Origin of the sequence: Companilactobacillus ginsenosidimutans (assembly GCF_001050475.1) — a bacterium.
GTDB lineage: Bacteria > Bacillota > Bacilli > Lactobacillales > Lactobacillaceae > Companilactobacillus > Companilactobacillus ginsenosidimutans.
Genome location: NZ_CP012034.1, coordinates 1,214,933 through 1,234,722 on the forward strand (window position 1 = coordinate 1,214,933; position 19,790 = coordinate 1,234,722).

Annotated in this window: 18 protein-coding genes; 13 read left to right on the forward strand and 5 right to left on the reverse strand. The window is 38.0% G+C overall.

Annotated elements, in window-relative coordinates; genetic code table 11:
• Positions 1-452 precede the first annotated feature (452 nt).
• On the reverse strand, positions 453-2,015 hold the full coding sequence (locus ABM34_RS06365; RefSeq protein WP_048704345.1) for an MFS transporter: 1,563 nt from the start codon (positions 2,013-2,015) through the stop codon (positions 453-455).
• 318 nt (positions 2,016-2,333) lie between these two features.
• On the opposite strand from ABM34_RS06365, the gene ABM34_RS06370 reads away from it, so the two are divergent.
• The 6 genes from ABM34_RS06370 (at position 2,334) to ABM34_RS06395 (ending at position 8,710) form a co-directional block, all read left to right on the forward strand.
• Complete coding sequence (locus tag ABM34_RS06370) at positions 2,334-3,719, forward strand: class II fumarate hydratase (RefSeq protein WP_048704347.1); 1,386 nt, start codon at positions 2,334-2,336, stop codon at positions 3,717-3,719.
• 18 nt (positions 3,720-3,737) lie between these two features.
• On the forward strand, positions 3,738-5,138 hold the full coding sequence (locus ABM34_RS06375; RefSeq protein WP_048704348.1) for a flavocytochrome c: 1,401 nt from the start codon (positions 3,738-3,740) through the stop codon (positions 5,136-5,138).
• A 2-nt stretch (positions 5,139-5,140) separates the two neighbouring features.
• Positions 5,141-6,559 carry an anion permease gene (locus ABM34_RS06380; RefSeq protein ID WP_048704350.1) on the forward strand — a complete coding sequence of 473 codons (1,419 nt, stop codon included), beginning with the start codon at positions 5,141-5,143 and terminating at the stop codon, positions 6,557-6,559.
• Positions 6,560-6,573: 14 nt separating this feature from the next.
• Positions 6,574-7,485, forward strand: coding sequence for a LysR family transcriptional regulator (locus ABM34_RS06385; protein WP_048704352.1), 912 nt, complete (start codon positions 6,574-6,576; stop codon positions 7,483-7,485).
• Between the two features lie 654 nt (positions 7,486-8,139).
• Positions 8,140-8,367: a hypothetical protein gene (locus tag ABM34_RS06390; protein ID WP_048704353.1), complete on the forward strand. Its 228-nt coding sequence runs from the start codon at positions 8,140-8,142 to the stop codon at positions 8,365-8,367.
• Positions 8,345-8,710: a type II toxin-antitoxin system PemK/MazF family toxin gene (locus tag ABM34_RS06395; protein WP_048704355.1), complete on the forward strand. Its 366-nt coding sequence runs from the start codon at positions 8,345-8,347 to the stop codon at positions 8,708-8,710. Before ABM34_RS06390 ends, ABM34_RS06395 begins: the two co-directional genes overlap by 23 nt.
• A gap of 493 nt (positions 8,711-9,203) precedes the next feature.
• On the opposite strand, the gene ABM34_RS06400 is transcribed toward ABM34_RS06395, so the two are convergent.
• The gene (locus ABM34_RS06400) at positions 9,204-10,133 is read right to left on the reverse strand and encodes a LysR family transcriptional regulator (protein ID WP_048704357.1); all 930 of its coding nucleotides are present in this window, start codon (positions 10,131-10,133) and stop codon (positions 9,204-9,206) included.
• 141 nt (positions 10,134-10,274) lie between these two features.
• On the opposite strand from ABM34_RS06400, the gene metE reads away from it, so the two are divergent.
• Complete coding sequence (gene metE / locus ABM34_RS06405) at positions 10,275-12,533, forward strand: 5-methyltetrahydropteroyltriglutamate--homocysteine S-methyltransferase (RefSeq protein WP_048704359.1); 2,259 nt, start codon at positions 10,275-10,277, stop codon at positions 12,531-12,533.
• Position 12,534: 1 nt separating this feature from the next.
• Complete coding sequence (gene metF / locus ABM34_RS06410; protein WP_048704360.1) at positions 12,535-13,413, forward strand: methylenetetrahydrofolate reductase [NAD(P)H]; 879 nt, start codon at positions 12,535-12,537, stop codon at positions 13,411-13,413.
• A gap of 1 nt (position 13,414) precedes the next feature.
• On the opposite strand, the gene ABM34_RS06415 is transcribed toward metF, so the two are convergent.
• On the reverse strand, positions 13,415-13,957 hold the full coding sequence (locus tag ABM34_RS06415; protein ID WP_048704363.1) for a TetR/AcrR family transcriptional regulator: 543 nt from the start codon (positions 13,955-13,957) through the stop codon (positions 13,415-13,417).
• Positions 13,958-14,136: 179 nt separating this feature from the next.
• Here ABM34_RS06415 and ABM34_RS06420 point away from each other — a divergent pair, with 179 nt between their 5' ends.
• The 3 genes from ABM34_RS06420 to ABM34_RS06430 all read left to right on the forward strand — a co-directional run bounded on the left by ABM34_RS06420 (position 14,137) and on the right by ABM34_RS06430 (position 15,749).
• Positions 14,137-14,985: an alpha/beta fold hydrolase gene (locus ABM34_RS06420; protein ID WP_048704365.1), complete on the forward strand. Its 849-nt coding sequence runs from the start codon at positions 14,137-14,139 to the stop codon at positions 14,983-14,985.
• 174 nt (positions 14,986-15,159) lie between these two features.
• Entirely contained in the window at positions 15,160-15,435 is a 276-nt protein-coding gene (locus tag ABM34_RS06425; protein WP_048704366.1) for a helix-turn-helix domain-containing protein, read from the forward strand.
• Between the two features lie 32 nt (positions 15,436-15,467).
• Complete coding sequence (locus ABM34_RS06430; protein WP_048704368.1) at positions 15,468-15,749, forward strand: helix-turn-helix domain-containing protein; 282 nt, start codon at positions 15,468-15,470, stop codon at positions 15,747-15,749.
• 330 nt (positions 15,750-16,079) lie between these two features.
• Here the strand turns inward: ABM34_RS06430 and ABM34_RS06435 are convergent, their stop codons facing one another.
• On the reverse strand, positions 16,080-18,329 hold the full coding sequence (locus tag ABM34_RS06435) for an ATP-binding cassette domain-containing protein (protein WP_048704370.1): 2,250 nt from the start codon (positions 18,327-18,329) through the stop codon (positions 16,080-16,082).
• Positions 18,330-18,449: 120 nt separating this feature from the next.
• On the opposite strand from ABM34_RS06435, the gene ABM34_RS06440 reads away from it, so the two are divergent.
• Positions 18,450-18,758: an antitoxin of toxin-antitoxin stability system gene (locus ABM34_RS06440; RefSeq protein ID WP_232298629.1), complete on the forward strand. Its 309-nt coding sequence runs from the start codon at positions 18,450-18,452 to the stop codon at positions 18,756-18,758.
• Positions 18,736-19,101, forward strand: coding sequence for a type II toxin-antitoxin system PemK/MazF family toxin (locus tag ABM34_RS06445; RefSeq protein WP_048704372.1), 366 nt, complete (start codon positions 18,736-18,738; stop codon positions 19,099-19,101). The genes ABM34_RS06440 and ABM34_RS06445 overlap by 23 nt, the downstream gene beginning before the upstream one ends.
• Before the next feature lie 201 nt (positions 19,102-19,302).
• Here the strand turns inward: ABM34_RS06445 and ABM34_RS06450 are convergent, their stop codons facing one another.
• Positions 19,303-19,773: a glutathione peroxidase gene (locus tag ABM34_RS06450; protein WP_048704374.1), complete on the reverse strand. Its 471-nt coding sequence runs from the start codon at positions 19,771-19,773 to the stop codon at positions 19,303-19,305.
• Between the last annotated feature and the right edge of the window lie 17 nt (positions 19,774-19,790).

Below are 19,790 nucleotides of genomic sequence, written 5' to 3' on the forward strand. Positions count from 1 at the left end.
ATTTTGGGGGCCGTGGACGCTGTGGGACGATTTGGAGCCAAAGAGCGGTCTCCAAATGCGTCCTTTTCCTAAGCCTGCCCTTTGGCAGGCAAAGGAAAATCTCACGGCTTTGGCCCCCAAAATCCTGACCTGCGGGCTAAATTTGCTACAAATCTAAAATGTAACACCTGACCTTTGGTCTGGTAAATTAAACCAAAATCAATTCAAAAATGACCCTATTCCGATTGGAGTAAGGTCATTTTTTTGTGTTTCCTAATTTTCATTTGTGATTACTTACGCTTATTAAAATATAAAAAATCATTATTAATACAATACATTATCATCTACGTTTGGTTTCACTCAAGGAACGGAAAGGGCAAACAATACACGTCCAACCCACTTAGCACGAAAGTGCGGCAGTGAACCCACCAACAAAACAACATACCTCCACCAGAACTACCAAACCATCAAAACTACCGACGATCTCGAATACTAACCAAAGCAACAACAGCTCCAAATAAACAAATAAAAATACTAACACCAATAACTAAAACATAACCAACATCAAACCCACTCCAAACACCAGCCTTCAGCGAAGCAAACAAACCACTTCCCCCATCCAACTGCTGCAAATTAGACCAGGCACTTCTCAATACACCTTCACTACCAGTCGGACCAGCAGAAATAAGCTCATTAATAATTCCAGACTTAGTTGACTTGGCTAAAGCCAAATCACCAACATAACGGTTAAGCCCATTTTGATAACCATTCGACAAAACTAGTCCCAATATAACAATCCCAAAAGTACTTCCTAGTTGTCTAAAGACATTGACTACTCCACTGGCAATTCCTATTAAGTTGGGATCGACACTCTCCATGGCTGCTGCAGAAAGTGGTGGATTTACTATTGCGTTCCCGATACCTATTATGATGAATCCTGAAACGTAATCTAAGTAAGTGACTTGTAGTGAAACAACTCTTTGAATTTCAAATAACCCTAGTGCGATAATTATTAATCCACCGCCTATTAACCACCTTTTGGCTAGTCGGTTTGAAAGTATTCCAGCTATTGGTCCGATTATTAGACTCATTAAACCAATTGCTAATTGTCTGATACCTGTTTGTTCTGGGGTATAGCGTAAATAACTTTGCATCCAAATTGTCATGTATGTAAAGAACGCATATAGTCCCGCTCCTAAACAGAAAGAGGCAATAGCTGTGCCGTTGAATGACCATGATTTAAAGATTTCTAAGTTGATCATTGGTTCTTTAATTCTTTTTTCTAGGATTATAAATACTATTACTAATACGATTCCGATTATGAAATAACTTATTACTTGCGAGTTCATCCACGTCCAATTAATATGAGTCTCCTTTTGAACTAGGCCAAACACTAAGCAAAAAATCATGACGGTGGAAATTATCATCCCCCACCAATCAATTTTTTCTTCCTTATTACCATAACTTTCATCAACAAATTTATATGCCATTAACAAGGCGATGATTCCGATGGGCAAATTGATGTAGAAAATCGAACGCCAAGTGAATATCTTTATTAAATATCCGCCAATGACTGGTCCTAACGCTGTGGCCACCCCAACTACTGAACTCCAGACTCCGAAGGCTAAGCCGCGCTCGTTGTCATCAAATGTTTCAGTAACGATGGTCATGGATAAACTCATCATCCCTGCTCCACCAATACCTTGTATCATTCTAAAGACATTTAAAAATAATGCCGTTTGAGACATGGATGACCCTAATGATCCTAATGTGAATATGGATAGAGTTATCAGGAATATTCGTTTTCTTCCGAACAAGTCGCCGAATTTGGACGCCAATAATAAGCACATTGCAAATGCTAATGTGTAGGCGTTCATAACCCATTGAAGTTCCGCATAAGAAACTTTTAGTTCTTGTTGAATTGTTGGCAAGGCGACATTAACAATTGTTGAATCCAGTAATGACATGAATACCGCAATACATAATGCTGTTAAAGCTAGCCATCTGCGACTATTCTTTTGTTTGGTTGAGTTCATATTTCTCATCCGTCCTAAATAACAAATTAGTTCTTACTTTAAATATATCAGACTTAAGAAATTGTTAATCATTTTTCTCAAATTGATAAACAAATACTGTTAAACAAGCCATTCATAACTGCCATTGTGAACGAATAAACATTTATTTTTATATAATTATTTATATTCAATAAATGAAAGCGTTTGTTGTTCATTGATATATCAACCTCATAAATAATATTAATGACGTAATCAGTGTTTGACTATGAGGATGATGTGAATTTATGATATAAACATCACAAAGTATCATTCGATCAAAAAAAATTGGAGGACATCAACATGACAAACTTTAGAATCGAATCTGACACCTTAGGCGAAGTGAAAATCCCAGAAACAGCTTTATGGGGCGCACAAACTGAGAGATCACGTAACAATTTCCCTACTGGCGAAAAAATGCCACTAGAAATTATTAAGGCTTTGCTACAAATTAAGAAAGCTGCTGCGATTGCTAATAAAGAATTGAAATCAATTGACGCTGACAAGGCTGATTTGATTGTTGAATCAATCGACAAATTGCTTGCTTTAAGCGATGAAGATTTGAGAAAAGATTTTCCATTGGTTGTTTACCAAACAGGTTCTGGTACACAAACTAACATGAATACTAACGAAGTAGTTGCCCACATGGCAGCCACAATCAATAGTGACATTGAAATTTTGCCTAATGATGATGTTAATAAAGGTCAAAGTTCAAATGATATTTTCCCAACAGCTATGAACATTACTGCTGCTATTGCGGTTGATAATCTTGAAGATTCATTGCAACACTTAATTGATGAATTGAAAGTTAAACAAGAAAAATACTGGCGCACAGTTAAAATTGGTCGTACTCACTTGCAAGATGCTACTCCATTAACTTTTGGACAAGAAGTAAGTGGTTGGGTTTCAATGCTTGAACACGATCTTTCATATATTAAAACATTGAACAAGACACTCGGCGAACTTGCTATGGGTGGAACTGCTGTTGGTACTGGATTGAACGCTGCTCCACACTTTGCTGACATCATTGCTAAAGAAATGAGTAAATTGTACGGAATTGAATTTACTGCTGACACTAACAAGTTCTACGGACTTGCTGCTCACTCTGGATTAAACGTTGTTCACGGTGCTATCAAGACTTTGGCCGCCGATTTGATGAAGATTGCTAACGATGTTAGATTCCTCGCTTCTGGCCCACGTTCAGGTTATGGCGAATTGAACATCCCCGCAAACGAACCTGGCTCATCGATTATGCCTGGTAAAGTTAATCCTACACAAGCTGAAGCAATTACGATGGCTGCCGTTCGTGTCATGGGTAATGATGTCGTTGTTGACATTGCATCTAGCCAAGGTAACTTCGAAATGAACGTCTATAAACCAGTTCTTATCAGTGCCTTCCTTGAATCAGCTGAACTGCTTGCCGGAACAATGACAGGATTCGCAGACAAGATGATTCACGGCCTATCAGTTAACTCAGATAGAATGGAAGAACTCGTTGAGCAATCATTGATGACTGTTACAGCTCTATCACCACACATTGGTTATCACGAAAGTGCAACAATTGCGCAAGATGCTGAAAAAGCTGGCACAACTCTTCGTGAGGCAGCAATTAAGTCAGGCTTACTAACACCTGAACAATTTGACGAATGGGTCGTTCCCATCAATATGACAAACATTGATCAAAAATAATTTTTAAGTGAGGAAATTATGGCAGAAAAATATAAATTTCAACCTACTAATATTAAAGAATTAAAAGTCAATTATGACTTAATCATTGTCGGTTCTGGTGGGACTGGCCTTACTGCCGCATTACAAGCACACGAATTGGGTCTCAGCCCAGTTATTCTTGAAAAAATGCCGGCAATCGGTGGTAACACAACACGTGCTTCATCTGGTATGAACGCTTCCGAAACAACAGTTCAACTCGATCACAAAATCGTCGACAATATGGAAGACTTCTACAACGACACTTTCAAAGGTGGCGGCAAAAAAAACAATCCTGAATTGTTGAAATATTTTACAACTCATTCAGCTTTAGCAATCGACTGGTTGGCTGGTCACGGAATTATCTTGGATGACCTGACAACAACTGGTGGTATGAGTGTCTTGAGAACTCACCGTCCTAGCTCAATGGCTCCTATCGGTGGCTTCTTGGTTACGGAACTTCTTAAGCAAATTGAAAAAGAAGGTATTCCTTTATTTACTGATATTCACGTTAACAAGTTACTTCAAACTGCTGGAAAAATCAGTGGTGTTGAAGTAGATATTGATGCTAAAACCACTAACATCATGGCTGACGCTGTTATTCTTGCCACTGGTGGTTTTGGTGCCAATCCTGAACTACTTGTAAAATATCGTCCTGACCTAAAAGGTTACAAGACAACTAATCAACCTGGTGCTACAGGTGATGGTATTTCACTTGCTAGTGACGTTGGCGCAAAACTTGTCGATATGGACCAAGTTCAAGTTCACCCTACCGTTCAACAAGATACTGATCATCCATTTTTGATCGGTGAAGCTGTTCGTGGTGAAGGCGCTATTCTTGTTAACAAGTCAGCAAAACGTTTTGTAAATGAACTTGATACTAGAAAGAATGTTACTGCAGCAATTGATAACTTAAACGAAAAAGGCGCTTATTTGATTCTTGATCAAGGTATCCGTGATCGTGTTAAAGCTATCGAGTTTTATGACCACGTTGGCTTAGTTACAACTGGTCAAACTTTGGATGAATTAGCTGAAAAAATCAATATGGACGCTAAAACATTGAATGAAACTGTTGCTACTTGGAATTCTGCACTAGAATCTGGGGATAAAGAATTCGGAAGAACAACAGGTATGGATCGTGGAATTGTCAACGGACCATTCTTCTCAATCCATATTGCACCTGCCGTTCACTACACAATGGGTGGAGTCGCAATTAACGACAAAACTCAAGTGTTAGATGAAAACGACAAAACTATTGAGGGATTATTTGCAGCTGGGGAAATAGCTGGAGGCTTACATGGGAACAACCGTATCGGTGGTAATTCCATTGCTGAAACTGTTATTTTTGGGAGACAAGCTGGTCAACAATCTTTCAAGTACTTACAAACAGGACAAGGTAAGTAAAGATGACTTTAGAGAAATTAAATTATAAAAAATTTCTCGCACCCATCATCGTTGGTTTAATTATCTGGTTGCTCTCACCAGTTAAACCTGCAGGTGTCAGCCTTTTGGCTTGGCACATGTTCGCAATCTTCGTGGCAACAATCATTGGTTGTATCACACAACCACTACCTATTGGTGCTGTTGCCATCATAGGTTTCACCATCACAGTATTAACTGGAACAGTCAAAATGGACACTGCCATTGCCGGATTTGGTAACGGAAGTATCTGGTTAATCGCTATGGCATTCTTCATCTCACGTGGTTTTATCAAAACTGGACTTGGTCGACGGATTGCCGTCATCTTCGTTCGAACCTTTGGTAAAAGTACGTTAGGTCTCTCCTACTCATTACTAGGTGTTGACCTAATTCTTGCTCCTGCAACACCAAGTAACACAGCTCGTGCCGGTGGTATCATGTACCCTATCATCAAATCACTTGCTGAAGAATTTGGCTCAGATCCTAAAAAAGGCACCGAAAGAAAAATGGGCTCATTCCTAATTTTCTCAGAGTTTCACGGTGACATGATCACAGCCGCAATGTTCCTAACAGCTATGGCTGGTAACCCACTAGCTCAATCACTTGCCGGACAAATGGGGGTTAAAGTGACTTGGATGGGTTGGTTCATAGCTGGTATCGTTCCAGGACTCATTTCATTGATAGTAATACCGTTCGTAATTTACAAAATGTATCCACCAGAAATCAAGAAAACACCTGATGCAAAGCAATGGGCAGACAAACAGCTCGCAAGCATGGGCAAATTCAGTACCCCTGAAAAATTCATGTCGGGAATCTTCGTAGTTGCCCTACTACTTTGGATTCTTGGAGGAGTTCTTGGTATCGACGCAACACTTACAGCATTCATCGCTCTATCATTATTAATTCTAACTGGAATCCTCAATTGGAAAGATGTTTTGAATGAAAGTGGTGCTTGGAATACATTAGTTTGGTTCTCAGTCCTCGTTATGATGGCTTCTCAACTAAACAAACTTGGATTCATCCCTTGGTTGAGTAATTCAATCGGTGGAAGCTTGAAAGGTATGAACTGGATCTTTGTCCTAATCATCTTGTTAGTAGCTTACTTCTACTCACATTACCTATTTGCAAGTTCCACAGCCCACATCTCAGCCATGTACTCAGCTTTCTTAGCTGTCGCAATTTCCGCCGGAGTTCCACCAATGCTTGGTGCATTGATGCTAGGATTCTTCGGTAACTTATGTTCATCAACAACACATTATAGTAATGGACCAGCACCAATTCTTTACGGTTCAGGATACGTAAAACAAGGTGAATGGTGGAGAATGAACTTAGTTCTCGGTATACTTTACTTTGTAATCTGGATTGTAATTGGTTCAATGTGGATGAAACTAATCGGAATGTGGTAATAGTGGGGGAAAATATGAATACTCGGGATTTAGATTATTTCAGAAAATTAGTTGAGAAACGTAATTACACCGAAGTCGCAGAAATTTTTAAGGTGTCTCAACCAACAATCACCCAAGCAATTAAACGTTTGGAAAAAGAATTCACGACTAAGCTTGTTCAAGTCGATCGTGTACATCAAAAAACTGAAATAACTAGAACCGGGTATCTCCTTTTCGAACAATCATTATCCATTCAAAAAAGCCTCGACCTAGCTCATAAGGAGATCGAAGCTGCTAATAGTAAAAAAATTAAGTTTGGCTTACCGCCAATTATTGGAACATTATATTTTCCACAGGTAGTTGGCGAAATAGCTAAAACTAACTTATTAGATAAATTAAATATTTTCGAAAGTGGTTCGCACACTTTATTCAATCAGTTGGAATCCGGTGACATTGATATCGCCATTATCGGTTCATTGTTACCAATCAACAATCCCAACTTCAAAGCAATTCATCTAGGAACAAGACCCTTCAGCTTAATCGTCAGCTCCGATAATCCCCTAGCCCAATCAAAAGAAGCCATCGACTTCAAAGATTTGGGGGATCAAAAATTCATCGACTTCGCCGGTCAATTTATTCATGGTCAAATTTTGCATGACTACTTCGAACATACTGGAATTTCTCCTGAAATCATTCAGCAGACACCAGATATTTCATGGTACAAAAGTTTGATTCGTGCCGACATCGGTATTGGAATTTTGGTTCGCGATGAGATTAACAAGTATGATGAAAACATTACTTGTTTGGAGATTAAGAATCCTATTCCCGAGAACTTTAATATCTCGATTGTTTATCGTAGTGATTATATTTTGAAGGATGAGGAACAGTTGCTGGTTTCCATTTTGAAAGAAATTGCGGTTGATAATATTTCTTCGGATCATTATTAGGATTAGATATATTTGTATATAGACAAGACTTGTACATAATTGTGCAGGTCTTTTTTGTTAGTGTTGGACTGGTGTTGTTGAGGTTCACTGTCACCCTGCGGTCAGGTTATTTGGGGCCGTGGTCGCTGTGAACACGATTTTGAGCTTTTCCAAACCCGGGAAAATCTCAAAACTCGGTTTTCATGTAAGCCTGCCCTTTGGCAGGCAAACATGAACGCCACGGCTCGGGCCCCAAATAACCTGGCCTCCGGGTTGGATTGGTGCAATATCTAATCTTCTTTTTTGGGGGTGGTTGTTCACTTCCACCCTCTCGGGCTAAGTTCAGTGATACGTATGATTACACAATAAGGACGATTTGATCGTCATTAAATTTTCTATCATCTATATATATTTTCTTAATGGCCTATTGTACTATTAAGGTTTTATTTGACTGGATTATGTATTTCTTAGTTTTGAGGGACAAAAGAGTATAGACTTCAAATTGAATATAAATCGTTCATTTCTTTTTCTCAATAAGTAATTTTTCAGATTGATTGTCAACATGTAAGATTTTGAAAGAGAATATTTCTCAGTTACACGTAATATATTATGATTGGAGAATGAAGATGAATACCGTTGTAAGTTTCGAATAATTTTTTCTTGGAGGTAAGATTTATGAATAAAAAAAGGATTAAAAAAAGTGAAGGTTCAAAAACACATGATACATCTGGTATAACACCTGAAATGATTGGACAACTTATTTTGGTGGATGCAGATGGTAGTGTTTCTATTGTTCCAGATGATGTAAATATTTTTAAAGACGAGGAATTCATCCGTACTCACCGGTCAAAACAAACGGAAGCAACCAGAGGTGGATTTGTTGGAAAAGAAATTTCATGGTGAAAAATCATATATTCCACATCAAAAAGATGTTATCTATATTAATTTGAACCCTTTAACAAAAAAAGAAAAATGGCATCGATCTCCTGCAGTTGTCATTAGTAATAGAGGATACAATTCAATTAGTGGTTTGGTGATTATTGCATTAATTCATTATTCTAACGATTCAGATGTAAACCCTGTACAATTATCTGTACCTCTCAAAACTAGAACTCTTACTGGAAATGTGAATACTTTTAATTTCTACACGGTGGATTACGAAAACAGAAACATTGAATTTATAGATGTTCTTGATAATTCTACTTTCAGGAAAATCAAGGACACACTTAATTGGATAATCCAATAAAAAACAACTGCCAATGAAATTACTGGCAGTTGTTTTTTTAGCATGGTTAAAATTTAGATTTAATAACCATATTCGTCTGTTGATGTATACCAAGATGAACCGCCAACTAGAGCACGTGAACATTGTTTTCGTGAGTTTCCATTAAATACCAATGGAAATACTTCTGTATCAGACGATGAAGAATAAACTGCAATTGTACCCTCTGGTAATCATAATTACTATTAGTTAAATAGTAAGAAATATAAATCCTATCCACATGGAGATTTTTTTGATGTAAATCCATTGACTAAACATAACTAGTCGCAAGAGCTGAGAAAAATTCGAAGGCAGTGAAAGTGATGTTGGGCGGCGAAGCCCCCTTACAGCACCGGGCGAGTTTGAAGACTTTCGCGAACTTCGAAAGGCTCCAAACCGAGGGTCGAGACCGCACTGAGGCTCGACCCGTCCCGCACAGCCGAAGAATATTTCTCAGCTCTGGAGACGGCATATCCAACTAACCCTCATCAATAATCTCAAACCCATACCCCCGAATATGCTCCTTCAGCATCGACAAATAAGCCTGAGCAGTAGAACTCAACTCCAATTGGTTATGCTTCAACCAACCAAGAGTCATAGAATCATCCACCTCCAAAGGAATAGCAACAATCTTATCATCATTGAGCTTATTACTAATAATCCCAGAACTAATCGTGTAACCATTCAACCCAACCATCAGATTAAAAATCGTAGCACGGTCACTAACCTTGATATTTTTTTTACGATCCAAAGTACTTAGAATTTCCTCTGAAAAGTAAAATGAGTTATTATCGCCCTGTTCGTATGACAAATATGGATAGTCAACTAAGTCATCTAGTGTCACACTTTTTTTCTTAGTCAAAGGATTCTGACTCCCCACGAACACGTGTGGTGACGCTTTAAACAGTGGCGTGAACTCAAGGTCTTGTTCTTTGAAAAGCTTTTGCAGTACCTGCCTGTTGAAATTGTTTAAGTACAGAATTCCTATTTCACTTTTAAAACTTGTCAGATCACTTAGAATGTTCTTCGTTTCAGTTTCACGAAGTGTAAATTGGTACTCGTCAGCTTTGACAGTCTTAATTAATTCAACAAAAGCATGAACCACGAATGCATAATGTTGGGCTGATACTGAGAAAGCTGTTTTTCGGACGGCTTTCTTTTCGTATCTGCCTTGCAACAATTGGACTTGATCTAACACTTGTCTGGCGTAGATCATAAACTCTCGTCCTTCATTTGTTAGCGAAACTCCTAATTTACTTCTGATTAAAATTTGGATTCCCATCTCCGATTCCAATTCCTTGATAGCATTGGATAAACTGGGTTGTGTTAAGTACAGCTGTTTGGCAGCTTCGTTGATTGAGCCGGTTTTTACGATGGTTTCTAAGTACTCTAGTTGTTGGATTCTCATAGTGTTCTCCTTGTTTTTATCATTATAATCCACCTTATAGTTTCAAACTATAACCAGTCCATGTTTTTATCAGTTATTAAATAATCAAATATGATGTTACCTTTATCTCATCAACAACTACTATTCAAAGGGGTAATTTTTATGACTACATCAATTATTGGTTTTCCTCGTATTGGTGAAAACCGTGAGCTTAAATTTAATACAGAAAAATATTGGCGCAATGAAATCACTGAAGATGATCTTCAAACTGCTGCCAAAGATTTGCGTGCTAAGCATTGGCAACTTTTGAAATATGCTGGTATCGATGAGATTCCTAGCAATGATTTCTCATTCTTCGACACCACACTCGACACTGCATATTTATTTAACATCGTTCCCGATGCTGTTAAACAGCTTAACTTGTCACAACTGGATCGTTACTTTGCATTAGCTCGTGGCTATCAAGGTGACAAAGGTGACATCAAGGCTCTCCCCATGAAGAAGTGGTTTAATACAAATTATCACTACCTAGTTCCTCAATTTTATGAAGATACTGACATCAAACTTTCTGACACAAAAATTTTTGACGAGTATCAAGAAGCCAAAGATGCTGGAATTCAAACTCGTCCGGTAATTGTTGGTCCCTTCACATTACTTAGTTTGAGTGAATTCCATGATTCAAAACCAGAAGCATTCGTCGATAAATTGGTTGCAGCGTATCAAGGAGTTTTTGAAAAATTAGCTGCTCAAGGGGCTGAGTGGATTCAGCTTGATGAACCTGAATTAGTCAAGGACGTTATTGGTGAAAGTTATGATTTGTTCAAAAAGGTCTATCAAGATTTGTTGAAAAATAAAGCCGGTTTAAAGGTTTTGATTCAAACTTATTTTGGCGACGTTCGTGATGTATATGAGGATTTGATTGATCTACCTGTTGAAGGTATTGGTCTTGATTTTCATGAAGGCCGTAAAACTCTGGAACTTGTTAAATCAGGTTTCCCTGACGACAAGATTTTATACGCTGGGGTTGTAAACGGAAAAAACATTTGGCGCAATCACTATGAAGACACCATCAATTTATTGAAGTCATTGCCAGTGAAAAATTTAGTCATATCAACGTCTTGCTCATTACTTCATGTGCCATTTACGATTGAAAATGAAGAATTTCCTGAAGAAATCAAGCAGCACTTTGCTTTTGCTAAGGAAAAGCTATCTGAGTTGGTTGAGTTGCAAGCTATCTTGGACGGTAAGGATAAGGATGCTGAAGCTCGCAACAAGAAATTATTTGAGAAGCCTCGGGTGACTGAAAATCCTAAGGTTCACGAACGTGTTGCAGCATTGAATGATGATTCATTTGTGAGACATCCCTCGCTTGAACAACGTGCCGAAATCCAAAAGAAGGAATTTAACCTACCACTCCTTCCTACTACTACCATTGGATCGTTCCCACAGACTAAAGAGGTTAAGCGCACACGTGCTCAATTTCGCAAGCATGAAATTTCTCAAGAGGAATACGACAAATTTATTGCTGGCCACATTGATGAATGGCTCAAATGGCAAGAAGATATTGGCTTAGACGTCTTAGTTCACGGTGAATTCGAACGTAATGACATGGTTGAATACTTTGGTCAAAATCTTGAAGGATACCTCTTCAGTAAAAATGGTTGGGTTCAATCATACGGTACTCGTGGTGTTAAGCCTCCTATTATCTGGGGCGATGTAGCTCGTGATAAGCCAATTACCGTCAAATGGTCAAAATACGCTCAGAGCAAGACTGACAAGCTTGTAAAAGGTATGTTAACTGGACCAGTCACAATTTTGAATTGGTCATTTCCACGTGAAGATATTTCTCAACGTGAATCAACTATTCAAATTGCTTTAGCCATTCAAGATGAAGTTCTAGATCTTGAAAAGAACGGAATTAAAATTATTCAAATTGATGAAGCTGCTCTTCGGGAAAAACTACCACTTAGAAAAACAGATTGGTATTCAGAATACTTAGATTGGGCTGTGCCTGCCTTTAGACTGGTTCACAGCAAGGTTAAACCTACTACTCAAATCCATACTCACATGTGCTACAGCGAATTCACAGACATCATTCCAGCTATTCAAAACATGGACGCTGACGTTATCTCATTTGAGGCTTCACGTTCAAATCTAGAAATTCTCGACGCTTTACAACAGGAACACTTCAAACTTCAAGTGGGCCCTGGTGTTTACGATATTCACTCTCCAAGAATCCCATCTGTTGACGAGATTAAGAATACTATCCATAAAATCATCGAGAAGGTTCCAGAAGGAAAAGTTTGGATCAACCCTGACTGTGGATTGAAAACACGTGGTGTTAAGGAAGCAAAAGCCAGTGTTGAAAATCTTACTCAAGCAGCTAAGGAAGTTCGAGCAGAAGTAAAAGAGGAACTGTAATATGGCAAAAAACACTACCAGACCACGTTTGTCGTTTGAGGTATTTCCTCCAAACTCCAAAGTCGGGGTCGAAAACCTAACTAGTACATTAGACGAATTACGAAATCTCGATCCAAGTTTTATTAGTGTTACTTGTAGTAACCATAAACTAGATTATGAAAAAACTACCATAGATCTCGCCAAGTATGTCCACGATTCATTGAAATGTCCAACAATGGTCCACATGCCAGCAGCTTATGTCACAAAGACACAAGTAGCTCGTATTCTAGACGAACTGGAAGAATTGAACATCAATCAAGTTTTAGTATTACGCGGAGACATCATCGACGGTTTCGCACCAGAGAGTGACTTCAAATATGCCAGTGATTTGACAAAATTTATCAAGCAGCAGAAACCATTTTTCGAGGTGTCAGGCGCTTGTTATCCAGAAGTTCATCCTGATTCAAAGAATCGGATTGATGATGTTAGACATCTAAAAGAAAAGGTTGATGCCGGATGTGATCAACTCATCACTCAACTTTTTTATGATAATGAGCAGTTCTATCGATTCCAAGAAGAATGCGCCATTGCAGGGATTAACGTCCCTATCCTGGCAGGGATAATGCCAATCGTTAATCGCAAACAAGCTCTCCACGTTGTTGAGAATTGTTCTGCACACTTGCCTAAGAAGTTTTTAGCAATTTTGGACAAATATAAAGACAACCCCGTTGCCTTGAAAGAAGCTGGGATTGCCTATGCGGTCGATCAAATTGTTGACTTAGTTACTAATGATGTTGACGGCGTCCATCTTTATACCATGAACAAATCGGACACTGCCAAACATATTTATGAGAATACTGCTTCACTTTTTAACTTAGCTCCAACCGCTGAGTTGGAGTAAATTAAATTCCTTTTTGAATTAAATCCCATAACATTTCAAATCTTTTTTGATAGTCCGGATCATTCCAAGTATCTTTGAAATTTGGCAGAGTAAATATAGCAAAAGCTGCTAATATTAATTCAGATTTATCAAAATCATCTGTCGGATAATCCATTATTAAATTAATTTCTTTATATGCACCTTCTAACACTTTTCGCAGTGCACGAGGATTACTATCAATATATTCAGTATTCAATGCAAACATTTTAGGATTTGTATTGAATGCTGTTTTTTTTGCGTTAACGAACAACCAAAGCCAATCATGCAGTTGTTCCTCTTTAGAAGTCGCATTGGAGACTTGAATTTTTTTAATTATTTCACGCTCAAACCAAGCTGAAGCGACAGCTTCCCAAAGTGCCTGCTTGTTTCGAAAATGTTTATATAATGCGGCATGCGTTAGCCCCAATTCACCAGCAATTTGATCCAGAGTAACATCTGAGGAGCCAGTATCCATTATTAATTTTTCTGCTGTAGTTAAAATCTTTTCTCTAGTTTTTTGTGGCATATTATTTATCTCTCTATGTATATGTTTATATTGATTTTATCATAAAAAAGATTTTCAGTGACAATATTTGACTTTTGTTACCAATCAAGATAATATAGCAAAGAAGTTACAAATGTGGAAATTTGTTACCGGACTTATTCGTAAGTTAAATCTAAAAAAACTGTCTAGAGGAGAATCACATGGATAACTCACATTACATTACTGCTACTAATAAAAAGGTGACTGCTGACAACGGAATTACTTATGTCTACCGTGAAGTGGGTGTTAAAACAGGTACACCTATCGTTGGATTGAACCATTTATCAGCCAATCTTGATAACTGGGACCCAACAATTATTGATGGACTTGCAAAAGATCATTGGGTAATTACTTTTGACTATCGTGGCGTCGGCAGTTCAACTGGTAAAGCCTCCAACAGTATCCAAGCAATGGCTGAGGACACGATTAATTTTATCCATGCTCTAAAATTGACTAAGGTCGATCTTCTAGGATTTTCAATGGGTGGAATGATTGCTCAAGAAGTATTATTGCGAGACAAAGATTTAGTAAATCGTGCAATCCTTGCTGGTACTGGCCCTAAAGGTGGTGAAGGTATTGAAAATGTTACAAAACTATCAGACGCCTCATTATTAAGATCCTTAGTTACTTTTAAAGATATTAAAACTTACCTCTTCTTCACAAGGACAGAAAATGGTAAAAAGAGTGCTGCTGATTTTATCGTTCGTCTGTATTTGCGTAAAGACGACAGAGATAAAACAATTAACTGGTTTGCATACAGAACTCAATTAAAAGCTATCAATAAATGGGGCAAAGAAAATCCCGCTGATTTATCAGGCATCAAGACTCCAATTTTGGTAGTAAATGGTGACAACGACATTATGGTCCCTACTACTCCTAATACTTATCAATTAAAAGACAGATTGTCCAACAGTAAATTGATTATTTATACTGATGCCGGTCACGGTGCCATCGCACAATATCACGAATCATTTGTAAAAAGTGCTAACGAATTTTATGGCGAAAAATAAAAAAGGCGTTGAATGAATAAATTTCATTCAACGCCTTTTTTCTACTAACATCCCTATTGCATCAACAAATAATATCTACTTAATAAATTCATTGATATATGACATGATAATCTATTGAAAAGTTTGTGAAAATCGACTATGTTTATACTGAAAATAAATTTTTGAGGTGGAAAAATGACGAAAACTGTTAGCTCCGTTAATGTGCTCAGTACCAATGATTCCAAGTTCAAAAAGGCCTTCGCAGAAGCTGCAGCAATTCATGATGCTGCAGTCGAGGTACGCCATCTTCGTGAAAGTTTACAAATGAGTCCAGCCCGTTTTGCCAAGATTGTTGGCAAGTCACAGACAACCATTACCAGAATTGAAAGCGGCTCAACTAATGTTTCGATTGGCATGTTAGCTGAGATTGCCCACTCTACTGGTCGTACTTTGAGAGTTAGTTTTGAATAGAGTCCTAAAATTTGGAAAATAGAGGTAACAAAATGACCCAAACTGATGAGTTAATACAAGAGATGTGTGATAATGATCCGAATTTTTTACAAATGTACAATGAAGATTCAGTTAGAGTTGAAATTGCCATTCAAATTAGGACTCTCCGTGATAGCAAGAAACTGTCAGCAAATGAGTTTGCCAAAAAAGTAAATCTCCCAGTTTCCCGAATTAAAGACATTGAAAGTTGCAATGCAAGTGTTGATATTGATGAGCTATCAAAAATAGCCAATGTTTTCAACCACAAGCTTTCCATAGAACTTGAAGAGTTATAATTCAGAGTTTATGTTCCAAAACAAAAATAGAGGACAACCGCATTGACGTGGTTATCCTCTATTTTGTATATTGAACGATTAGTTTCACCCAAGATATGTAAGTTTACATCCCATCCCACAAAAACTGGAGGTGATTCAAGTCTAGTCCGCAGGTCAGGTTCTTGGGGGCCAAAGCCGTGAAATCCATGTTTGCATGCCATGGGGCATGCTTACATGGAGGCCGATTCCCTAGACCGCACTATGGCTAGGGAACGTGCCCACAGCGTCCACGGCCCCCAAGAACCTGACCGGAGGACGGCAGTGAACCACCACCTCCTACCCGAAACCTAGCTAGAATAAATACTTAGCTGTATAAGACTTAGCTACATCCTTAATCCCAGAAACAACTCCTTCATACAAGATCGAACCACCGCGAGATCCACCATCGGGTCCCATATCGATAATCCAGTCGGCACTACGCATCACATCAGTATTATGTTCAATTACCACCACTGTGTTGCCCTTATCCACTAAATCATTAATAATTCGGATAATATTTTCTATATCAGAAACGTGCAATCCTGTAGTTGGCTCGTCCAGAATAAAGACGTTGCCCTTCTTGTTCAGTTCCTTGGCGATCTTCAAACGCTGGCTTTCTCCACCAGACAAGGTGTTGAGCGTTTGTCCCAATGACAAATAGTCGAGGCCAACGTTTTGAATACTTGCTAATTTAGAACTAATTTTTTTATCTTCAAAGAAATCGACCGCTTCTTCGATGGTCATGTTCATCACTTCAACGATGTTCTTGCCCTTCAATTTGTAATCGAGAACTTTCAAATCGTATCTGCCACCATGACAAATGGGACACTCAATTTCGGAGTTTTCCATAAACGAAAGGTTCATTTCAATTGTCCCTTTACCGTTACACTCAGGACATGCTCCGTCGGAATTATAACTGAACAATCCATCTTTAACATCATTGGCTTTGGCAAAAAGTTTTCTTATCTCAGCCATAATGCCGGTATAGGTGGCTGAATTTGAACGACTGTTGGCATGAAGTGGCGTTTGATCGATTATGACAGAGTCGGGATACTCTTTTGAAAACACTTGTTCAACTAAAGTACTCTTACCGGAACCAGCCACACCACTAACTACTGTGAACAAGCCTTCAGGAATACGGAGTGAGACGTTTTTCAAGTTGTGAAGTGAACTCTTTGAGCTCTCAATGAACTTGTCTGCGGGTCTAGGACTGTCATTTATTGGCAAATGATTCTTCAAATATTTACCCGTTAATGTATCCGATGTCAATAAGCCCTCATATGTACCTGTATAAGTTATTTTCCCACCATGAATACCTGCTTTTGGTCCAAGATCAATAATGTGGTCTGCAATTTTAATAACGTCTGGATCGTGTTCAACTACTAGAACAGTGTTTCCATTATCACGAAGTTTCAGCAGCAAGTCATTTAGGCGGTGGACATCCCTTGGATGCAAGCCTGTACTGGGTTCATCGAGAATATATGTCAAACCAGTTAGACTATTGGACAGGTATTTAACTGTTTTAACACGCTGCGATTCACCACCAGATAAACTCGTTGTCTCTCTAGTTAGACTTAGATAGTCCAGTCCGATGTCGACTAAGTCGCCTACTCTGCTTTGAATATCATTTACGATTGAAGTCATTTGACCGGACTTAAAATTGTCCATTTCCTTCAATAAATCATCTAATTGCATATTTGTTAAGTCGAAAATATTTTTACCATTAATCTTCGAAGCTAGAACTTTCTTGTTATAGCGCATTCCATGGCACTCAGCACATTCAGCCATTTCAGCAAATTTTGCCATACGCTTCTTAGCACTATCACTAGTTGATCCGCTGGCAGTAAAGTTAACACGATAAAATTGATGTTCAATTCCTTCATAATTTACTTCATGTTCAACGCCTTTAATTTGAACTTTGACTTTCTTATTTCCATTTAATAAGTCATCCATTTCCTGCTTATTAAAATCTTTGACCGGCTTATCGTTATCAAACAAACCACTCGTTAGGATAGTTTGTAAGTAATAAGAATTCTTAGTTGTGTAACCTGGAAGTAAGACTGCGCCTTCAGCAAGCGACTTATTGTAATCAATCGCCTTGTCTAATTTCAAAACATAGCTTCGACCGACGCCATCACATTTAGGACACATTCCAAGTGGATCATTAAATGAAAATGCGTTGCTAGCATCCCCATATTTAGGTTGTCCAAATCTTGAGAAAAGGATTCTGAACAACGGATTGATATCACTTATTGTTCCCAAAATTGAACGCGCGTTTCCACCTAATGGTTTCTGGTCGATGATAATTGCTGTCGACAAATTGTGAATTTCGTCGGCATCAGGTCGTTTATATTTTGGTAAAAATAATCTTGTGTAACTGGAATAAGTACTATTTAACTGACGTCCAGCTTCTTGGGCAATTGTGTCGAAGACAATCGACGACTTTCCCGAACCTGATACACCTGTAAAAACAGTTAGCTTATTTTTAGGAATCTTCAAACTAACATTTTTCAAATTATTCTCACGGTCATTCACTATCTCGATATATTGATCATTAGACATGGCAAAACCTCCAAACGAATTTGAGTACTTTGTTGCGGGTTAATAGAGTATCACAAATAAGGGAATTGTTTAAGGAAAACTTGTGTAATTTATCCCTATACCAAGAAAGGAGGATCACTATTGAAATCAATCGATAATTTTGATTTTCAACTTTTTCCAATGTATACTCTGTATACACAAGGAATTGAGAGGATAGAAAACATGACTGTAAAAATCCGTAAAGTTGGAAATTCAAATACATTGACCGTACCAAATAATATCGAACCATTAGCAGAGGAATATGATGTATTCCAAAGTCGCGAGGGACTTATTATCTATTCACCAGTTGGACCTAATCCATTTGATGATGAAGAGTTCATTGAAAAATATAAGCATCAGGAGAAAGACTTATTTGGAGGATACTTAGTTGGAAAAGAGCTACCAGATTAACGAATATGTTCCCAATCGGCAAGATGTTGTTTATATTGATTTCTTACCATCCATTGGTAAAGAGATTGGTAAAAGACGGCCTGCCGTAGTATTAAGTACTCAAGGATATTCAAAATTAACTGGACTGGTAATTGTTACTCCAATCACGCATGCTGAACATTCGGCGATGCGCTACTCAGAATTTTTTGTCCCAATATTCAATTCAAAAGTAGACGGCTATGTTAATCCATTGCAAATCCATAGTTTCGACATACATGAAAGAAACGTTCAATACATTAGTACCTTGAATGGATTGGATTTTTTCAGGGTAAACAATATTTTGAAAAAAATATTAAGATATTAGTATTTCTTTTGACAACAAAAAGGGACCCTGTTTGGAGTCCCTTTTTTTGTGGTGTTCAGTTCTAAGGTTGGTAATTTCTCCTCCGCTGTTTGCTCCAGAGAAATTTACCTGCTACCAATTCAATTGTTAACCGATCTATTTTTATAGCGGAAACGAGTTCCGGAAGCCAAAAGTCTCCGCTCTCTATTTCTTCTCCACTCTCTATTTTGCTAACTCTGCCTTTATTTCATCTTCAAAACTCTCAGGTTTAGTAACTGGAGCATAACGATGCACCAACTGTCCATCTCGTCCAATTAAGAACTTGGTAAAGTTCCATTTGATTTTTCCATGACCAGCTTCGTCTTTTAAATATGTGAACAATGGATCTTCGTCACTACCATTAACAGAAACTTTCTCCGTCATTGGGAAAGTTACTCCATAATGCATTTGGCAGTAATCACTAGTTGCTTCATCAGAATCTAATTCTTGATGGAATTGATTTGATGGTAAACCTAATATTTCGAATCCTTGATCATGATATTTTTTATATAAAGTTTCCATAGATTCTAGTTGTGGTGCGAACCCACATTTACTGGCAGTATTCACGATTAATACGACTTTACCCTTGTAGTCATTGAAATCGATTTTTTTACCGTTCATTTCTGTCTCTGAAAAATCATAAATTGTTGTCATATTGGTCATCCTCTCCG

What these genes read in the sequence shown, in the direction of transcription:
- ABM34_RS06365 (WP_048704345.1), bottom strand. Translation starts at nt 2,015, where the DNA reads ATGAACTCAACCAAACAAAAGAATAGTCGCAGATGGCTAGCTTTAACA.
- metF (WP_048704360.1), top strand. Translation starts at nt 12,535, where the DNA reads ATGGCAAAAAACACTACCAGACCACGTTTGTCGTTTGAGGTATTTCCT.
- ABM34_RS06370 (WP_048704347.1), top strand. Translation starts at nt 2,334, where the DNA reads ATGACAAACTTTAGAATCGAATCTGACACCTTAGGCGAAGTGAAAATC.
- ABM34_RS06420 (WP_048704365.1), top strand. Translation starts at nt 14,137, where the DNA reads ATGGATAACTCACATTACATTACTGCTACTAATAAAAAGGTGACTGCT.
- ABM34_RS06425 (WP_048704366.1), top strand. Translation starts at nt 15,160, where the DNA reads ATGACGAAAACTGTTAGCTCCGTTAATGTGCTCAGTACCAATGATTCC.
- ABM34_RS06375 (WP_048704348.1), top strand. Translation starts at nt 3,738, where the DNA reads ATGGCAGAAAAATATAAATTTCAACCTACTAATATTAAAGAATTAAAA.
- ABM34_RS06385 (WP_048704352.1), top strand. Translation starts at nt 6,574, where the DNA reads ATGAATACTCGGGATTTAGATTATTTCAGAAAATTAGTTGAGAAACGT.
- metE (WP_048704359.1), top strand. Translation starts at nt 10,275, where the DNA reads ATGACTACATCAATTATTGGTTTTCCTCGTATTGGTGAAAACCGTGAG.
- ABM34_RS06380 (WP_048704350.1), top strand. Translation starts at nt 5,141, where the DNA reads ATGACTTTAGAGAAATTAAATTATAAAAAATTTCTCGCACCCATCATC.
- ABM34_RS06450 (WP_048704374.1), bottom strand. Translation starts at nt 19,773, where the DNA reads ATGACAACAATTTATGATTTTTCAGAGACAGAAATGAACGGTAAAAAA.
- ABM34_RS06415 (WP_048704363.1), bottom strand. Translation starts at nt 13,957, where the DNA reads ATGCCACAAAAAACTAGAGAAAAGATTTTAACTACAGCAGAAAAATTA.
- ABM34_RS06400 (WP_048704357.1), bottom strand. Translation starts at nt 10,133, where the DNA reads ATGAGAATCCAACAACTAGAGTACTTAGAAACCATCGTAAAAACCGGC.
- ABM34_RS06430 (WP_048704368.1), top strand. Translation starts at nt 15,468, where the DNA reads ATGACCCAAACTGATGAGTTAATACAAGAGATGTGTGATAATGATCCG.
- ABM34_RS06435 (WP_048704370.1), bottom strand. Translation starts at nt 18,329, where the DNA reads ATGTCTAATGATCAATATATCGAGATAGTGAATGACCGTGAGAATAAT.
- ABM34_RS06390 (WP_048704353.1), top strand. Translation starts at nt 8,140, where the DNA reads ATGAATAAAAAAAGGATTAAAAAAAGTGAAGGTTCAAAAACACATGAT.